General features: G+C 72.9%; 10 protein-coding genes and 7 pseudogenes. 9 read left to right on the forward strand and 8 right to left on the reverse strand.

What is annotated here, in order from left to right:
* Positions 1-386 (forward strand): annotated as a pseudogene (locus RBJ77_RS03580) (DUF427 domain-containing protein); the annotation flags it as partial.
* Between the two features lie 75 nt (positions 387-461).
* Here RBJ77_RS03580 and RBJ77_RS03585 read toward each other — a convergent pair.
* The gene (locus RBJ77_RS03585; protein WP_372343653.1) at positions 462-626 is read right to left on the reverse strand and encodes a hypothetical protein; all 165 of its coding nucleotides are present in this window, start codon (positions 624-626) and stop codon (positions 462-464) included.
* 418 nt (positions 627-1,044) lie between these two features.
* Positions 1,045-1,672 (reverse strand): annotated as a pseudogene (locus RBJ77_RS03590) (deaminase).
* Between the two features lie 309 nt (positions 1,673-1,981).
* On the opposite strand from RBJ77_RS03590, the pseudogene RBJ77_RS03595 reads away from it, so the two are divergent.
* The 3 genes and pseudogenes from RBJ77_RS03595 to RBJ77_RS03605 all read left to right on the forward strand — a co-directional run bounded on the left by RBJ77_RS03595 (position 1,982) and on the right by RBJ77_RS03605 (position 3,650).
* Positions 1,982-2,925 (forward strand): annotated as a pseudogene (locus RBJ77_RS03595) (alpha/beta hydrolase).
* Complete coding sequence (locus RBJ77_RS03600; RefSeq protein WP_372343654.1) at positions 2,922-3,332, forward strand: alpha/beta fold hydrolase; 411 nt, start codon at positions 2,922-2,924, stop codon at positions 3,330-3,332. Before RBJ77_RS03595 ends, RBJ77_RS03600 begins: the two are co-directional and overlap by 4 nt.
* Positions 3,333-3,488: 156 nt before the next feature.
* On the forward strand, positions 3,489-3,650 hold the full coding sequence (locus tag RBJ77_RS03605; protein ID WP_372343655.1) for a hypothetical protein: 162 nt from the start codon (positions 3,489-3,491) through the stop codon (positions 3,648-3,650).
* 3,859 nt (positions 3,651-7,509) lie between these two features.
* On the opposite strand, the gene RBJ77_RS03610 is transcribed toward RBJ77_RS03605, so the two are convergent.
* From RBJ77_RS03610 to RBJ77_RS03630, 5 genes are all read right to left on the reverse strand, one after another.
* The gene (locus RBJ77_RS03610; protein WP_372343656.1) at positions 7,510-8,391 is read right to left on the reverse strand and encodes a hypothetical protein; all 882 of its coding nucleotides are present in this window, start codon (positions 8,389-8,391) and stop codon (positions 7,510-7,512) included.
* On the reverse strand, positions 8,378-8,926 hold the full coding sequence (locus tag RBJ77_RS03615; protein ID WP_372343657.1) for a hypothetical protein: 549 nt from the start codon (positions 8,924-8,926) through the stop codon (positions 8,378-8,380). Before RBJ77_RS03615 ends, RBJ77_RS03610 begins: the two co-directional genes overlap by 14 nt.
* Positions 8,927-9,208: 282 nt before the next feature.
* A complete protein-coding gene (locus RBJ77_RS03620) occupies positions 9,209-9,376 on the reverse strand; it encodes a hypothetical protein (protein WP_372343658.1) in 168 nt (55 codons plus the stop codon).
* On the reverse strand, positions 9,373-9,939 hold the full coding sequence (locus RBJ77_RS03625) for a hypothetical protein (RefSeq protein ID WP_372343659.1): 567 nt from the start codon (positions 9,937-9,939) through the stop codon (positions 9,373-9,375). The genes RBJ77_RS03620 and RBJ77_RS03625 overlap by 4 nt, the downstream gene beginning before the upstream one ends.
* 843 nt (positions 9,940-10,782) lie before the next feature.
* Positions 10,783-11,058, reverse strand: coding sequence for a hypothetical protein (locus RBJ77_RS03630; protein WP_372343660.1), 276 nt, complete (start codon positions 11,056-11,058; stop codon positions 10,783-10,785).
* Between RBJ77_RS03630 and RBJ77_RS03635 the strand changes: the two are divergent.
* The 3 pseudogenes from RBJ77_RS03635 to RBJ77_RS03645 all read left to right on the forward strand — a co-directional run.
* Positions 11,005-11,733: pseudogene (locus RBJ77_RS03635) on the forward strand (aldehyde dehydrogenase family protein); the annotation flags it as partial. The gene RBJ77_RS03630 and the pseudogene RBJ77_RS03635 sit on opposite strands and share 54 nt — an antisense overlap.
* An 88-nt stretch (positions 11,734-11,821) precedes the next feature.
* Positions 11,822-12,050, forward strand: a pseudogene (locus tag RBJ77_RS03640) (aldehyde dehydrogenase family protein).
* A gap of 185 nt (positions 12,051-12,235) precedes the next feature.
* Positions 12,236-13,104 (forward strand): annotated as a pseudogene (locus tag RBJ77_RS03645) (helix-turn-helix transcriptional regulator).
* A gap of 47 nt (positions 13,105-13,151) precedes the next feature.
* On the opposite strand, the pseudogene RBJ77_RS03650 reads toward RBJ77_RS03645, so the two are convergent.
* Positions 13,152-14,733: pseudogene (locus RBJ77_RS03650) on the reverse strand (FAD-binding protein); the annotation flags it as partial.
* A 260-nt stretch (positions 14,734-14,993) separates the two neighbouring features.
* Between RBJ77_RS03650 and RBJ77_RS03655 the strand changes: the two are divergent.
* Complete coding sequence (locus RBJ77_RS03655) at positions 14,994-15,593, forward strand: BREX system ATP-binding domain-containing protein (protein WP_372343661.1); 600 nt, start codon at positions 14,994-14,996, stop codon at positions 15,591-15,593.
* Between the two features lie 283 nt (positions 15,594-15,876).
* Positions 15,877-16,290 (forward strand): hypothetical protein, encoded by a 414-nt coding sequence (locus RBJ77_RS03660; RefSeq protein WP_372343662.1) that lies wholly within the window; start codon positions 15,877-15,879, stop codon positions 16,288-16,290.
* Positions 16,291-16,361: the final 71 nt, after the last annotated feature.

The raw sequence follows: 16,361 nt of genomic DNA on the forward strand, positions 1-16,361 counted from the left end.
CGTCGACGCGCTGCGTTCGAACAGCCGGGTCCGGGTCGAGCTGGACGGAGTCGATAGCTCGCGGAGGCCGACAACTGCGTCAAGCTCTTCGAGACCGGCCTGCCCACCCGCTACTACCTCGACCCCGCGACCATCGACTGGACCCGCCTGCGCCACTCGGACACGGTCACCCGCTGCCCGTACAAGGGGACGACGAGCAGCTACTGGTCCTTCGGACAGCGACACCGCCTCCCACGAGGACATCGCCTGGACCTACGACTTCCCGACCACCCACGTGCACCGCATCGCGGGCCTGACCGCGTTCCCTACAACGAGCAGTCGACCTGTACGTCGACGGCTTCAAGCTGCCCAAACCCGGGGATGCCGACGGCACTTCAGCCGACTAGTGCCGTGACCGCACGGGTGCACCGGGGTGGTGGTCGCGGCGGAACGACCCGGCAGAGGCGTCGGGCCACCGCCGGCTACCGCGGTGCCCAGGCCACGTGCTTCGGCGGGCCGGCCGGGCGGACGTCGACCAGGTCGAAGCCGTCCTCGTGGCGCACGAGATGCTGGACCCGGCCGAGGCCGGAGTCACGGACGAATCCGACCCACCTGAGCGTGGTCGCGTGGCTGAGAAGCCATCCCACGACGTCCATCGTCACCCGAAGTCGTCCTCGTGGATCCACGTCCGGACGGTCAGGCCCATGCTTCGCCGCCGTCCAGTGTTCGGCCGGTCCGTGGCACGGACCGGCAGGAGAACATCGCGTCCGTCGAAACGAACGGCCTCGCCGAGCCACCGTCGAAGAAGGGCTGCCAGGGACCACCCCATGACTCCCAGTCGGTCGACTTCAACTCGGCCGGCATGTCCGCCTGTCCCATGAGCCACTTCAGTCTCCACAAGCACCGGCTCGGGCAGGTCCGGGCGGCAGGTCCACCGCCAGGAACAGGTCGTAGTGGTCGCTCACCTCAGGGACACAGCCGCCGGCACCGGCGAGAGCATCCGCCGAGGCGGACGCCCTCTCGTAGCCGTCGCGGGCTCAACCCGGCAGTGCCCTGGCCCTCGCGTCACTTGCGCCAGAACAGGTGGTGCGTCACGCCGCTCGGGCTGGGCACGACCTTCCAGGTGGAACCGGTCGAGCAGGTGCCCGTCGGGGATTCCCCAGAGCCGCAGCCTGACCCGAGCTTCACCGGCGCGACCACCACGTGCACGTCGACGAGGCCGGCGCGTCGAGGAACTGCCGGACGGCGCTGACCGCCGGCCGAGCCGGACGTCCCTTGCCCTGCGCCGCTTCCCGCGCCTGTGGCGAGGACCGTCGCCGGGTCGCCGTCGACGAAGTGGGAACGTGGTGTCGGAGAGCGTGAACGACGGACGCGGGTGGTGGGTCAGACTAAACACCGGCGTGTGAACGGCGGCTCGTCCCCCCACCAGCCCTGCCACTGTGGTCCTGCCAGGGCCCGCGCTGGGGCCCGAACGTTGCGGCCCATGATCTCGGCACCGATGTTGTGAGAAGTCCTGCGTGAAGTAGCAGTCGTCGAGGCCCCGGCCGCCTCCCGCCGTCCGTGCGCCGGCCAGCTCGCCGTCGCGCCGGCCCAGGACACAGCGGCGCCGGGTCGACGGCGGCCGAAACGGACTTGCAGGCTCTGGTCCTCACCGGCACCGATGCCCGTCGCTGGAGAGATCGTGAGCGTTCATGACTTTCAGCAGCTTTGATTCGACGGGTTCCCTCGTCTGTTCCTGTCGTGTCGTCGTGCGGCGAGGCGCCGCACATCATGACGTCGAACGGGATGCCGCCGGATCACGACAGCAGCCACGCAACTCCTCTTCCGGGGACCGGTCGAGACGGTCCGTCCCATCGTTCCTTTCGCCCGACGCGTCACGCGTGACGGACATCCCGGTCTCAAGAGGGAAGGACCTACCGAACCAACCGCCCGAAAAGGACCGAGCCGCGAGGCGACATCGTTCTCGGGAGGCTCCGCCGCGCAGGACTTCGCCGACGCCACCATAAAGCCGCCGCCGCTGCTACGAGCTGGGCGTCGAGGGCGCCCGCAAGCTGCTGGACGACGTCCAGTCGGGACCCGTCGAGAAGCCCGACGTGGACGAGAAGTGGATCACCGTCCCCGCGGAGGTCGGCGACGTCCGGGTGCGCATCATCAAGCCGTCGGCAGCACGGGCGTCCTGCCCGTGATCCTGTACGTGCACGGCGGCGGCTGGATCCTCGGGAACGCCGGCACCCACGACCGCCCGTGCGCGAATCTCGCCGTGGGGCGCGAAGGCCGCCCTGGCCTTCGTCGAGTACGACCGCTCCGGCGAAGTACCCGGTCGCCATCGAGCAGGCGTACGCCACCGCCCGCTGGATCACCGCCCGGGGCGGCGACGAGGGACCCTCGACGGCTCTTCTGCCTGGTCGTCGCCGGTGACTCCAGTCGGCGGCAACATGAGCGCCGCCCTCACCCACATGGCCAAGCAGCGCGGCGACGTGACCTTCCTGCACCAGTCGCTGTACTACCCCGTCACCGACGCGGGCCAGGACACCGAGAGCTACCGCACCTTCGCCCACGGCCCGCACCTGACCGCGAAGGCCATGGAGTGGTTCTGGAACGCCTACACCACCGACCCGGCCGAGCGGAACCAGGTCACCGCGTCCCCGCTGCGCGCGACCCTGGAGGAACTGGCGGGACTGCCGCCGGCCTTCGTCGCCGTCGACGAGAACGACGTGCTGCGCGACGAGGGCGAGGCCTACGCGCGCAAGCTGATCCAGGCCGGTGTGCCGACCATGAGCGTCCGCTACAACGCCACGCTGCACGACTTCATGATGCTCAACCCGGTCCGCGGGACCCAGGGCCTCCACCACGGCGATCGAGCAGGCCGTCCACGTGCTGCGTGCAAGGCCCTCGGCACCGACTGAAGGCCCGCGGCACCGACTGAACGAAAGGCCACTCCCATGAGTGAACAGAAACCGACCGTCGTCCTCGTCCACGGAGCCTTCGCGGACTCCTCCAGCTGGAACGGCGTCATCGAGAAGCTCCAGTCCCACGGCCACCCTCGTGGTGTCCGCGAGCAACCAGCTGCGCGGCCTGAGCAGGACAGCGACTACGTCCGACAGCTCGTGGAGTCCCTGCCAGGACCCGTGGTCCTCGTCGGACACTCCTACGGCCGGTTCGGTGATCCAGCAACGCCGCGCGCGGACTCCGACCGCCCAGCGGCTGCTCGTCTTCGTCGCCGCCTTCCTGCCCGACGAAGGGGAGGCGCGGTCGACCTGTCCGGGAAAGTTCCCGGGCAGCACCCCCGGGAGACGCTCCGCCCCGTGCTCGATCACCCTCGCCGACGGCGGCCGGGCGCGACCTCTACATAGAGGAGGGCAAGTTCCACCAGCAGTTCGCCGCCGACGTCCCCGAGACGGCGGCGGCCGCGGCACGACCACCGCAGCGGCCGCAGTACGCCGACGCCGCGCTGGCCGAGGGCGCCTCGGCCCCGGCCTGGCGGGTCGTTCTCCTGTCCTGGGTCACTCGTGGCGACGGAGGACCGCAACATCCCGGGCAGGTGCAGATCTTCATCGGCCGAACGCGCGAAGGCCACGGTCGTGACCGTCGACGCCTCCCACGCGGTCGCCGTCTCCCCGCCCTGCGACGTCGCCCGCCTGGTCGACGAGGCGGTACGGGCCACCGCTTGAGCCGCTGGGCGCCGCGGCGCGGGTGCGCGTCACCGCGCCGCCTCGCGGCCCGGCCACTGCGGGCGCCGGGCCGCCGACTTCGGGAGCGCACCCAAAAGACGCATCAGAGAGCGTCACCAGGCGCATCAACGAGTTCGGGAGCGCGTCGCGAGCACGGAAGAGCAGGCCGCCTCGCGGGGTGGCCGACATAGAGTGCCTACCCGTACCGGGTGGCCCACCTCGGGTGCCGCCTGGCTGCGCTGTAGGCCGCTCTTCATCGCGCAGTCGGCGACTGACCCACCCGGCAGAAGAGGGACACCGAGACTGGTACCTCGACGAGCAGAAGAGAAGTACGTCGCGGGGATGGTGACGCAGCACATCGCCGACAGCATCATAGCGCGAGGCCGACACGGCCCGGCACCGGCGCTTTCCTGCGGTGGCTGCGCCGGATGCTGATCGCCATGGCCGCCCTGACCGTGCTGGACCTTCGTGGGCACCGTGTTCCTGGTGATCGCGCGCCCCCTGACCGGGAGCCGTGAGGAGCGAGCGATTTCGAGCCACCCGCAGGCACGGTGACCACCAGAGGTATCGTGGCCTGCGGAGGCGGCCTGTGGTGAGGGACGGGGCACGGACCGGGCTCATCGGGCGACGCGCCGAGCGCCCGTCCTCGACGGCGCCTGCTCGCGCAGGCCAGGAGGACGGTCACAGCGGCGTCGTCGTGGTGCGCGGGCGAGGCAGGCATCGGGAAGACCGAACTGCTCAACCACCTCGTCGGCCGGGCCGACGGCTTCCCGCGTCGTGCGGGCGGCCGGCGTCCAGTCCGGAAATGGAACTGTCCTACGCCGGACTGCACCAGCTCTGCGCCCCGCTGCTGTCTCACCTCGACGATCTCCCCGGGCCCCAACGCACCGCCCTGCGAACGGCGTTCGGCATGCGGGCCGGGGACGCGCCCGACCGGTTCCTGGTCCGGACTCGCCACGCTCAGCCTGCTCGCCGCCCGCCGCCGACGAGCCCCTGCTGTGCGTGGTCGACGACGCGCAGTGGCTGGACCGCGTGTCCTCCCAGACCCTGGAGTTCGTCGCACGCCGCCTGCCCAGCTCGCCGAATCGGTGCTGCTGGTCCTCGGCCGTCCGCGAGTCCGGCCCCCGCGAGACCCTGGCCACCCTGCCCGAACTCTTCGTCCACAGCCTCGACGAACAGGACTCGGCACTCCTCCTCGACTCGGTCGTCACCGGCCCGCTCGACCCGCTGGCACGGGACCGGGATCGTCGCCGAGACGCGCGGCAACCTGCTCGCCCTGCTCGAACTGCCGCGCGGCCTGACCGCGATGGAGATGGCGGGCGGCTTCGACGGCCCGGCCGCCCGCCCGCTGGCCGGCCAGATCGAGGCGGGCTATCTGCGCCGCATCCAGGCACTCCCGGCCCGAGGCACAACGCCTGCTGCTCGTCGCCGCCCTCGAACCGGTCGGCGACGTCGCGCTACTGCGGCGGGCCGCCGAACGCCTCGGCATTCGGTGGACAGCGCCGTCACGCAGGCCGAGGCATCGGGCTTCTCTTGATGCTGGTACTTCTGTCTGCTTCTGGTACCTTGGTCTGCTTGGTGGTGCAATTACGTTGCTGGATGTCGAGGGAATGCTGCTGCGTGTACTGCGTTGGGCTGAATTGATTGATGCGGGATTCTGACTCCTGGAATGCTGGGTGTGGTATTCTGGCGAGTGCGGGCGATGGAGCTTCCGACCGAGCCGTCGCCGCGAACTCGAAGGATCCGCCGGCCGCGCCCACTGCCGCGGGGGCCTCGCGGCCGCGGCGGCCTTCCGTACCCGGCCAGCGAGCTGACCCCGACGCGGGCCGGCGCGGAGCCAGGACCCTGGCCGCCGCCCAGGCCAAGTACCAGGCGGGCGTTTACGACACCGCGCGCGACCTGGCCTAGATTAAATTCGGCAGAACCGTCGCGATCGGCCGGGCGAACCTGCTGCGCGGCCAGATCACGGCTCGCGGCCCGCAGTGCTACGGGCGCCGGACTGCCCTCGCTGCTCGAAAGCGGCCCGGCGAAGCCTCCAGCCGTACGACCTCCGAAACTGGCCCGCCGGACCTACCGGGACGCCATCTACGCGGCACTGACCGCGGGCCGGCTGGCCTACGGGCGGGGTCCGCGACGCCGCCGAGGCCGTGCTGAGCGATGCCGGCTGACCACGCCGACCGCGAGGACCTCCACACTGCTCACCGGCCTGCGTCGCGGATGGTCACCGAGTGGGTACGCCGTGGAGCGCTCCGCTCGTCCTCGACGCCGTGCGGGCGCTTCCGGACGGACCGCCGCACGCCACTGCCGAGACGCCCTGCCTGGCTGCGTCGTGTTGCCGCACGGCCCACAACGTGCGTGGGACTTCGCGCCACCGCGCCTGGTCCGGGCTCTCCGCGCCTGGTCGACCTGGCCCGGGAGGACGGAGCGCTCGCCGTGCTTGCCCCTCCGCCCTCCCGCTGCGGTTGTCGAACCGCGTTCGCAGGGTGATCTGCGGGCCGGCGACTCCCTCCTGGTGGAGGCCGAGGCGATCGGCGAGGCTCGGCAGCTGCTTCTTCGCTCGCCACGGAGCACTCGTCGTGGGCCCTTCAAGGGACGGGGGCGTCGGTGAGAGGGCGGATCGCGGCCGTCTACTGCAACGATCTGCTCCAGGCCGAGGCAAGGTCACTCACCGCCGCGGTGGGCGGAGGCGGTCCGATGCAGCGGCCTCGGCCGCTACGAGGGAGGCCTTCAGCGCCGCCGAGCGCGGCTGCGAGAACAGGAACTCGGTCTGTCACTGCAGTCCAGGGTGGAACTCGTCGAGGCGGCCGTCCGTCTCGGCCGGACCGCGCGCGCGACCGAGTCGGTGCGCACCTATCGAGGAGATCGTGCCGGAGTCAGCGGCACGCCCTGCAGGCGCTGGGCACCTCGGCCGCCGTCCGAGCCCTGAGTGGCCGAGGGCGCAGCCGCCGAGACCCTGCACCACCAGGAGGCGATCGATAGCGCTCGACCTGGCCCGGACCCGCATGGATCAGTGCCAGGGGCCCGGCTCCCGCTACGGCGAATAAGCGCTGCGCCGTGAGCGGCGCCGCGGATGCGCGAACCCGGCTGGGCGAGGCGTACCCAGGAGATGCTCGGCGACGCGGGAGCTCGAGGCGCCTCGCGGAACGCGCGCGACGGGAAACTGCGGGCCGCCGGGGCGAAGGTGCCGCGCGGACCGCGGCGACGTCGGTCACGTTCACCGCGGAAGGAGGCCGGGTCACTCGCGCGGCTGGCTCCGGGACGGGTTCACGAGGCTGAGATCGCCGCGCTGTCTTGTCCCTCAGCCTGCACACGGCGCGAATGGCATTCTGCGCAAGGTGTTCGCGAAGCTGGGGATCTCCTCCGCAAGTGAGATCGGCTCCGTGGGACTTGACGCCCTGGCGACCGCGTCTCACGATCCGGCCGCGCTCGGCTCCACGCCGACAGCGGTCCGGCGGGAGACGTCCTCGGGCTCCGCCGGCAGCGGGCACGGTGACGATCTGATCCAGATCGTGCGTCGTGCAGCCGGTGCACGGGACGGCGCCCGGCCGCCGCCGGCAACCGGCCCCCGCTGGGCTGTCCAGTTCACCGGTCAGCCCCACGCTGCGATGACGATGCGGCCCTGCCGCCGCCGAACCGCACGGCCACGTCCACGCGGTCGAGCCACGACGCCGGTCCGCCAGCGCCCGCGCGGGCGTGGACGGCGCGATCCGAGCGCGGCCAGGGCAGCTCTCCGGCGTGGGTCCCGCGTCGGCGCCCGCGGGGCTCCGGCTCGTCGGCGGTCAGCACGTGGGTGCCGATCGCGACGGGAACAGAGTGAGACCGCTCGCCCTCGGCGACACGGAAAGCGAGGCGCGCGTGATCACGGGTCTTCTCCTCTCGGCCGGGATGCGGGACCGCGACGGAACGTGTCCCCGTCACACAAGACCGTGGTGACACCGGACGTGTGACAGCCGACTCCGCGCGTGTGACGGCCGGGCCCCGTGGTGAGCGCCGCGTCCGCCCTGCTCGGCGGCCGCCGGTCACAGCACGGTGTCCAGGGACCGCCGGGAGGTGATGCGAGCTTCGCGTACACCTTCCCGCAGGTGCCACTCACAGTGTGCGGGCTCAGGAACAACTGGGCGCCGATCTCGAGTTGGTGTCCCCGTCCCGGGCCAGCCGCGCGATCTGGTGCCTCCTGGGTGGTGAGGGCCTGCCGCCGCGTCGCCGTCGCGCCGGACCACCGTGTCACCGTCGCCCGCAGCTCGCGGACCGTGCGGTCGGCGAAGGCCTCCGCGCCGAACCGGGTGAACAGGGCGTGCGCCGCGTGCAGTTGCTCCCGGGCCTCGCCGCTGCCGGCCTCCCGCCGCAGCCACTCCCCGTACAGCAGGTGCGCCCGGGCCAGCTCCATCGCGACCGTGGTGCGCCCGAGCCGGTCGATCGCCTCGCGGTACCGTTCCTCGGCCTCGGCGCCCTGGCCGAGCAGCGCCCGGGGCGTGCCTGGACGCCCAGCGCCCAGTCCGTGCCGGCCGCGTCGGTGATCCGCACGAGCCGGTCGAGGGCGGTGCAGGGCCTCGTCGGGGCGGCCGCGCGCCTCTCGGCCTCCACCAGCTCGATCGGTCCCCAGCTGGCCGCGACCAGGTCCTGCGGATGCGCTCGCCGCACGGGCCGCGTCGGACGCCTCCTCGAACCGGCCGAGTCCGTTGAGGAGCACGGCCTCGGCCCGTCGCGCTATGGCCACGCCGATGCCCTCACCGCGTCGCACGGCGTTCTCCAGGCCCGTCTTGATCAGCGGCAGCCTCGCCCGCGCGTCCCTGCCAGGCGACGAGTGACATGGTGCCGAACGGTGCGAAGCTGCCGCCGACCGCTTCCTGGACGCGGGTGATCTCCGCGACGAGGAGGGCGGCCTCGGCCAGTTCCCCGGCGCAGGTGTGGACGACCACGCGTGAGTTGAGGGCGAGCGGCAGTTCGGCCAGCGCGCCGACCGTGCGGGCGGTCCGTACGTGGCGTGCCGCCAGCTCCGTCCAGCTCTGTCGTCCCGCATCTCGGCCGCCAGCGCCGAGACGAGCCACGACCAGCGCAGGATCTGCTCCGGGTCGGCACTCGCGGAACAGGCGCAGCACGGTGTGCGCGGCAGGCACCGCGGTGCGGTAGTCGTCGGTGAACCGTGTCGCCAGGGCGTCCAGGGCACGTCGGCGGTGCGCGTCGTCCCGGTGGGGGCCGATGGGGTCGACGGGGCGCGGCGCGCGGCTGTTGCCACCGCGCGCGTCCGCGCCGGAGGCGAGGCGGCCGGCGAACATGGCCGCCGACAGGGCGTCCAGGAAGGTCTCGTGGGCCAGGGCGGTGTCGATCGGCAGCAGACTGCGTGCGGTGCCGAGCAGCAGGGCACCGCTTCGTCCATGCGTCCCGAGGCGAAGGCGATCTGGGGCCTGGACGAGGTCGGCGCGGGCGCAGTGATCCCTCGTCGAGGGATCACGCTGCGGGCCAGCGCGGCGAGTTCGCGGGCCGCGGTGGGCGCACCGCGCGGATCTTCGCCTGGGCCGCGGCGAGGGCCCGGGTCGCCTTGCGCGGCGGGTGGGACGTCAGGACGGCCGCGTGGGCGAGGAAGGCGGCCGCCGCGGCGGTGGCGCGCGCGCCGCCGCCCGCTCCGCCGACGCCTCCAGTTCGGCGGCGATCGCCTCGTCCGGACGTACCGTCGCCCGCGCCAGGTGCCAGGCGCGCCGGTCCGGGTCGACGGCGCGGTCGGTCACCTCCGCCAACACCCGGTGGGCCTCCCGGAGTTCCCGCGAGGCCGGCCGAGCGATAGACGGCGGAGCGCAGCAGCGGGTGCCGGAACCGGACGAGTGCGCCGACGACGAGCAGCCCGTCCGCCACCGCCGGGTCGATCGCGTCCGGGCCGATGCCCAGCTGCTCGGCGGCGCGCTTGAGCGAGGGCCACGTCACCGATCGGCTCGGCGGCGGCGACGAGCAGCAGGCGTCGGGTCGAGGCGGGCAGGGCCTGCACCCGCCCGAGGTAGCTGCGCTCGATGCGGCCCGACACCGGGCCGGGACCGCTGCGGCGGAGTCCGTCCGTCGTTCCCATGTCGGGTCGGTCGTGCGGCAGTTCCAGCAGGGCGAGCGGGTTGCCGCGGGCCTCGGCGAGGATGCGGTCGCGGACCTGGGCGTCCATCGGGCCGCCGACCGACACGCTCAGCAGACCGCGGGCGTCGGTGTCGTGGAGGCCGTCGACCGTCAGCTCGGGCAGGCCCGCCAGCTCGTCGCGGCCCCGTCGCTCACGGGTGGCGAACACCGGGGCCAGGGGTTCGGCGAGCATCCGCCGCGCCACGAGACGCCCAGGGTCTGCGCGGAGACCCGGTCGAGCCACTGCGTGTCGTCCACGAGGCAGAACAACGGCTGCTCGGCGGCCCGTCGGTGAGCAGTCCGAGCACGGCGATGCCGACGAGGAACCGGTCGGGAGGCGGGCCGTCGCTCATCCCGAACGCGGTCGCCAGGGCTTCGCGCTGCGGCGGCGGAAGACGGTCGAGGCGATCGAGGGAACGGGGGCGCACAGCTGGTGCAGTCCCGCGAACGGCAGCTCCATCTCCGACTCGGCACCCGCCCCGCGTGCGACGCGGTGCCGGGAGACACGGGCCTCCAGATGGTCCAGCAGGGGCGGACTTCCCGATCCCCGCGTCGCCCCGCAGGACCAGCGCGGCGCTCCGTCCGGCCTCCACGTCCGCCGCCAGGGCATCGAGAACCTGCCGCTCACGGCGTCGGCCGCGCAGCTGTCTCCCGGACCGTCCCCGTTGCTCACCTTGCCCCCTGCACGAAAGGGAGCATAACAACGCTCCGGCGGCCGGGACCGCCGTGGTCGGCCGCCGGAGCGACCAGGGAGCGCCACGGATCAGGGGAGTGACGTGGATCATGGGTCGAAGGCATGGATGCCGTGCGGCGACGGGTGTTCCCTGGCGGCATGAACGAAGAACACACGGTTCCTTCCCGGCCTCCTCGACGAACACACCGTTTCCTCTCCGGCCCCGTCCCACTGGATCGACGGCCGTGCCGTCCGCGGTACCGGACCGCTGATCGACGTCGTGAATCCCGCCGACGCGTCGGTCGTCGCCACGCTCCACGAGGGCACGGCCGAGTGAGGTGGACCTGGCGGTGTCCGCCGCGCTCACCGCGTTCGAGGTGGGCGTCGACGCCGGTGGAGCAGCGGGCGGCCGTCATGCGGCGGTTGGCCGAGGGCCTGGAGAAGCACCACGAGGAACTGGCGGCCACCATCACCCCTGGAGATGGGCGCGCCGATCAGCTTCTCCCGGCAGGCGCAGGTCGGCTTCCCGGTCGCCTCGATCCTGGCCGCGGTCGAGGCGGCGAGCAGTTCGAGTGGACGTCCGTGGTGGCGAACTCGCTCGTCGTCCGCGAAACCCATCGGCGTGGTGGGCGCGATCACCCTCGTGGAACTTCCCCGCTCCAGCAACTCGGACGCAAGGTCGTCCCCGCGCTGCTCGCGGGCAACACCGTCGTCCTCAAGCCGTCGGAGCTCTCCCCGCTCAGCGCGCGGGACGTTCGCCGGCATCGCCACCGAAGCCGGTCTGCCCGACGGTGTGTTCAACGTGGTGCAGGGCACGGGACCGGTCGTCGGCGAGGCACTCGCCCGGCATCCGAAGGTCGACATGATCTCCTTCACCGGATCCACCCGGGCCGGCCGTGCCGTGTCCGTCGCCGCGTCCGGCACCGTCAAGCGGGTCGCTCGAACTGGGCGGCAAGGCCGCCCATCATCATCCTTCCGAGGCCGACCTCGACGCCGCCGTCACCCGCGGCCTGGCTGCTTCGCCTGGGCCCAACGCCGGTCAGGCCTGCGGCGCCTACGTACGGATGCTCGTACCCGAAGCGCTCCAGGAGACCGTGGTCGGGAAGCTGCGGGCCGCGGCCGCGGGTACGTCGTCGGCGACCCCCGCCGACGAGGCCACGCGGATCGGCCCGCTCGCCTCGGAGACCCAGCGCCGGCGCGTCGACGACTACATCCGCCGCGGCATCGCCGACGGCGCCACGCTCGTGGTCGGCGGCCCCGGCCGGCCGGCGGGCTCTGGACACCGGCGCCTACGTCAGGCCCACGATCTTCGCCGACGTCGACCCGGCGTCGGTCATCGCCCAGGAGGAGATCTTCGGCCCCCGTCCTCGTGGTCATCCCCTACGCCGACGACGACCACGCCGTGGCCATCGCCAACGGCACCGTCTACGGGCCCAACGGCGCGGTGACCGGCGACGAGGAGCACGCCATGGCGATCGCCCGGCGCCTGCGCGTCGGCCAGGTCGACGTCAACGGCGGGCCGCACAACTTCCAGGCGCCCTTCGGCGGGCTACAAGCAGTCCGGCAACGGCCGGGAGATGGGCCGCGCCGGTCTTGAGGAGTTCCTGGAGACCAAGGCGATCACCCGGTGAGCCGGCCAGGTACCGTCCCACGGCGCGGACAACCCGCACAAAGCGCACGGAGCGCACGGAGGGGGACGACGCGGCCCACGACCGTAGAACACACCGTGTCAGGGAATGCGCCGTCCTGATCACACCGTTCACCTGGGCGACAGATGAGTCAGGACGGCGCACGTGTGCCGGCGGAGAGGACAGCGATGGCGGACCGAGCAGCACTGGCAGCATTCCTCCGCCCGTCGCGAGGCCCTCCAGCCGGAGGACGTCGGCCTTCTCCCGCGGCCGCCGCAGGCGCTACCGGCAGGCTGCGCCGCGAGGAGGTCGCGGCGCTGTCCGACCTGTCGGCGGACTACTACGGCCGCCTGGAGCAGCCGCGGGGCCCCCACCCGTCCGGGCAGATGCTCGCCGCGCTGGCCCGCGGTCTGCGCCTGTCACGGGAGTGAACGGACCACCTCTTCCGGCTCGGCGGCCACGCCGTGCCGGGCCGTGAGCAGCTCGGGGACCACGTCGACCCGGGGATGATGCGCATCCTGGACCGGCTGGAGGACACCCCCGCCGTGGTGATGAACCGCCTCGGGGAGACGCTGCGGCAGACTCCGCCCGGCCGTGGCGCTGCTGGGCGACACCACGGCGTACAGCGGACTGGCGCGCAGCGCCCCCTACCGCTGGTTCACCGACCCCGCGGCGCGCCTGATCCGTCCGGAGAGCGAGCACGCGGAGCACAGCCGTCTCCTGGTGGCCGGCCTCCACGACGCCTACACCCGCGACGGCGCGGGCTCGCGGGCCGCCGACCCTCGTGGACGCGCTCGTCGAGGAGAGCCCCGAGTTCGCCGGCATCTGGCGGAGCCGCCCTGTCCTGAGCCCGTGTGCGCCCCAAGCGGTTCCTCCACCCCGGCTCGGGACGCTGGACCTGCACTGCCAGACCCTGGTCGACCCCGACCGGTCCCAACGGCTCGTCGTCTTCACCGCCACCCTGGAAACCGAGAGCGACACCAACCTACGGCTGCTGTCCCTGCTGCCCGATCCCGTGTCACAGAACCGGGCCCTGCACGGTCGTGCTAGCGTATGAGCCAGTCCTTCCGCCCCGGTCACCGGCCCGGCTGCGGCGGCCCCCGCGTCGGCCGAGACGTCCCGCATCAGCTCGGCGATGTGGGTGAGTGGGCGGCACGGGCTCGCGCCGCACCCCGGCGGGCCGGGGACCACACCAGAGTGACCGTCAGATCGGGGTCGACGTCGGGGGTGGTCGGAGCGGTGGTGGCTGCCCCGTCTCCGGCGCTCCCGCGCGCACTCCAGCGTCGCGCGGGCGGCGAGCAGCGTGGACCGGAGGTCGTAGGCGTACGCGAGGTCCTGAAGCCGCCGATGTCGATGTGCACCTCGACGCGCGCCGAGCGGGCCTCGACTCGGCGAGCGCGGCGAGTCCGGCGGTGAGCCCGGTCTCGTCGCGCACGACGCCCGCGTGCTCCGTCATCAGGTGCCGCACCGACCGCAGCAGGGCGCGGACGTTCTCCTCGCCGTCGGCGGCCAGCAGACGGGACACGTCCGTCTCCGCGGCCCGCACCGCCGCGGGCGAGCGCTGCTGGACGGCGAGCCCGGCCGAGTACTCCGCCGCGGCCCGGCCCGCGATCCGGCCGTACACGAGAGTTCGGCCCACGCGTTCTCCTCCAGCCGGTGCGCGCCGTGCAGTCCGCCGGCCGGCCTCCCCTGATCACGTAGAGCCCGTGGACGTCGGTGCCGTGGTCATCGGGCCGCATTCCGGACGCCGCCCAGGGAGTACTGGGCGGTCGGCGCGCGACCTCGACCGGATCGCGGGTGACGCCGAGCGTCTGCACGTCGAGCAGGGTCCGGTGGACGTGCGGCAGCCGGGTCAGGACGGTCTCTGCGCGGGAGGTGGGACAGGTCGAGCCACACCCCGCCGGCCCGGGTGCCGCGGCCCTCCTTGATCTCGGTGTGGACGGCCGCCGCGACCCTGTCCCCGCCGCAGCGCTCCATGCGCTCGGAGTCGTAGCGCGCCATGAACCGTTCACCGAGGTTGTTGAGCAGCACGGCGTTCCCTCGTCGCGGACCGCGTCGTCGACGAGCAGCCCGGCCGCGTGCTCGGGTCCGACCCAGTCCGAGGGGATGGAACTGCACGAGTTCGGGGTCGCGCAGCCGGGCGCCCGCCTCGGTGGCCAGGCGGAAGGCGTCGCCGCCGCTCTCGTCGCGGCGGGACGACGCGCGCCGCCAGATGCGCGTGCCTGCCGGCCGCCAGGATCACGGCGTCGGCGTGCACGCGGTAGCGCGAGCCGTCGGCGAGGCCGAATCCATAGGCACCGAACACCGTTCCGTCGTCGACCAGGAGCCGGGTGACGTACACGCCGGTGAGGACGGGGATGCCGAGCTCGGCGCGCGGGCCTGCAGCGCCCGGTGCACCCCCGGCCTGGTCCGTTCGCCGCGCCCCGCGTCCTGGAAGCCCCGGTCCGCGTGGCGGGCGACGATCTGGGCGGTGCGCGGGTCGGCCAACAGGCAGGCCCTCCCGCAGCGTTTCGGCGGCGTGCCGCTGCCACCTGTCGTCGCCTGGCCGATGGCCATGCGCGGGGCCCACGGAACCCGTGACGGCAGAGTGCGCCGTCGTCCGTGCGCTCTGGACACGGCGATGACCGCGACACCGGCCTCCTGCGACCTCGATGGCCGCGCGGAGACCTGATGCACCGGCTCCCATGACGAGAACGGATGTGGCGAGCTGGTGTCCGAGCGAAGACACGGGGGACCTCTGCGGCGGCGGACTGACGAGATCATCGGCACTGGTCGACCGGACAGCAGGCGGTTTTGTGACAGCTCCCGGCGACTTTCCGACGTGGAGACCGTCACATCTCGACAAACACACAGGGTGTGTGCCCTTACGGATATCGTTACAAGCGCCTGTTCCGACCATGTTGTGGGACCCTTTCGTCCCCAGATGTCCCTGAGGAGCCGCCCCGCATGATCGCCAGCCCGCTTCCCGACCTGGTCGGCCGGCAGCGCGAGTGCGCGGCACTCGACGCACTGCTGGCCGGTCTGAGCGAAGGCGGGTCCAGCACCCTGGTGGTCCGCGGCGAGGCCGGCATGGGCAAGTCGGTGCTCCTGGAGTACGCGGCCGCACAGGCGTCACGGGTGAAGGTGACCTGGGCGCACGGCATCGAGGCGGACATGGAGCTGCCCTACGCCAGCCTGCACCAGGTCTGCACACCGTTCCTCGGCGAACTGGAACTGGACGAACTGCCCGAACCCCAACGCGACGCCCTCCGCGTGGCGTTCGGCATCGCCGCCGGAGACCCGCCCGACCGCTTCCTCGTCGGACTCGCCGTACGACCCTGCTCACCCGCGCCTCCGAGACCCGGCCGGTGCTCGTCCTGGTCGACGACGCCCAGTGGCTGGACCAAGCGTCCCTGCAGACCCTGGAGTTCGTGGCCCGCCGACTGCTCGCCGAGCCGGTCGCCATGGCGTTCGCCGTACGGGACCCCCGAGGGCGGCACCGCCCTCAACGGACTGCCGACCCTCCGGCTGGAAGGCCTGACACCACCGCGGCGGGACAGCTCCTGAAGTCAGTGGTCGGCGGCCGCCTGGAGAGCTGCGTCCGCGACGCGGTTCGTCACGGAGATGGATTCGGCAACCCGCTCGCCCTGCTCGAGTTCTCCCGCGGCCGCAGCGCCGCCGAACCGGCCTACGGACTCGACCTCGTCGGCCAGGCCCGGCGACTACGGGGGCCGGTCGCCGGCGCGCGTCGAACGCGACTTCGCCGGCCGGATCGGCTTTCTCTCCGGCGGCGACCCGCACCCTGCTGCTGATCGCCGCGGCCGAACCGGTCGGCGACGCGCGCCTGCTGGTGCGCGCGGCCGCCCGGCTCGACATCGTGCCCTACGCGGCACCGGCCAAGGCGGCCGGCCTGATCGAGTTCGGGAGTCCGTCAGGTTCCGGCACCCGCTGGTCCGTTCCGCCGTCTACCAGGGAGCCCACGCCCGAGGAACGCCGGGCGGTGCACCAGGCGCTGGCCGACGTCACGGACCCGGTCCTCGACCCCGACCGGCGCGCCTGGCACGCCGCCCAGGCCACCGACGGGCCGGACGAGGACGTCGCCACCGGCCTCGAACAGGCCGCCGACCGCGCCCGGCAGCGCGGCGGCATCGCCGCCGAGGCGGTGCTGCTGGAGCGCGCGGCCGAGGTGACGCCGGACGCGTGGGCGCGCGGCCGCCGGGCCCTCGCGGCCGCCGAGGCTCACTTCTCGGCCGCGGCGCCCTGACCGCGCCACCGAACTCGCCACGGTGGCCGAACTGTGCCCCCTGAGCACGCTGGACCGGGCCCGCTCTCGCG

The organism is Streptomyces sp. KL116D, from assembly GCF_030766975.1.
Lineage (GTDB): Bacteria > Actinomycetota > Actinomycetes > Streptomycetales > Streptomycetaceae > Streptomyces > Streptomyces longispororuber_A.

Coding starts and splice junctions, on each gene's coding strand:
- RBJ77_RS03600 (WP_372343654.1), top strand. CDS start 2,922: ATGAGTGAACAGAAACCGACCGTCGTCCTCGTCCACGGAGCCTTCGCG.
- RBJ77_RS03615 (WP_372343657.1), bottom strand. CDS start 8,926: ATGTTCGCCGGCCGCCTCGCCTCCGGCGCGGACGCGCGCGGTGGCAAC.
- RBJ77_RS03625 (WP_372343659.1), bottom strand. CDS start 9,939: ATGCTCGCCGAACCCCTGGCCCCGGTGTTCGCCACCCGTGAGCGACGG.
- RBJ77_RS03655 (WP_372343661.1), top strand. CDS start 14,994: ATGATCGCCAGCCCGCTTCCCGACCTGGTCGGCCGGCAGCGCGAGTGC.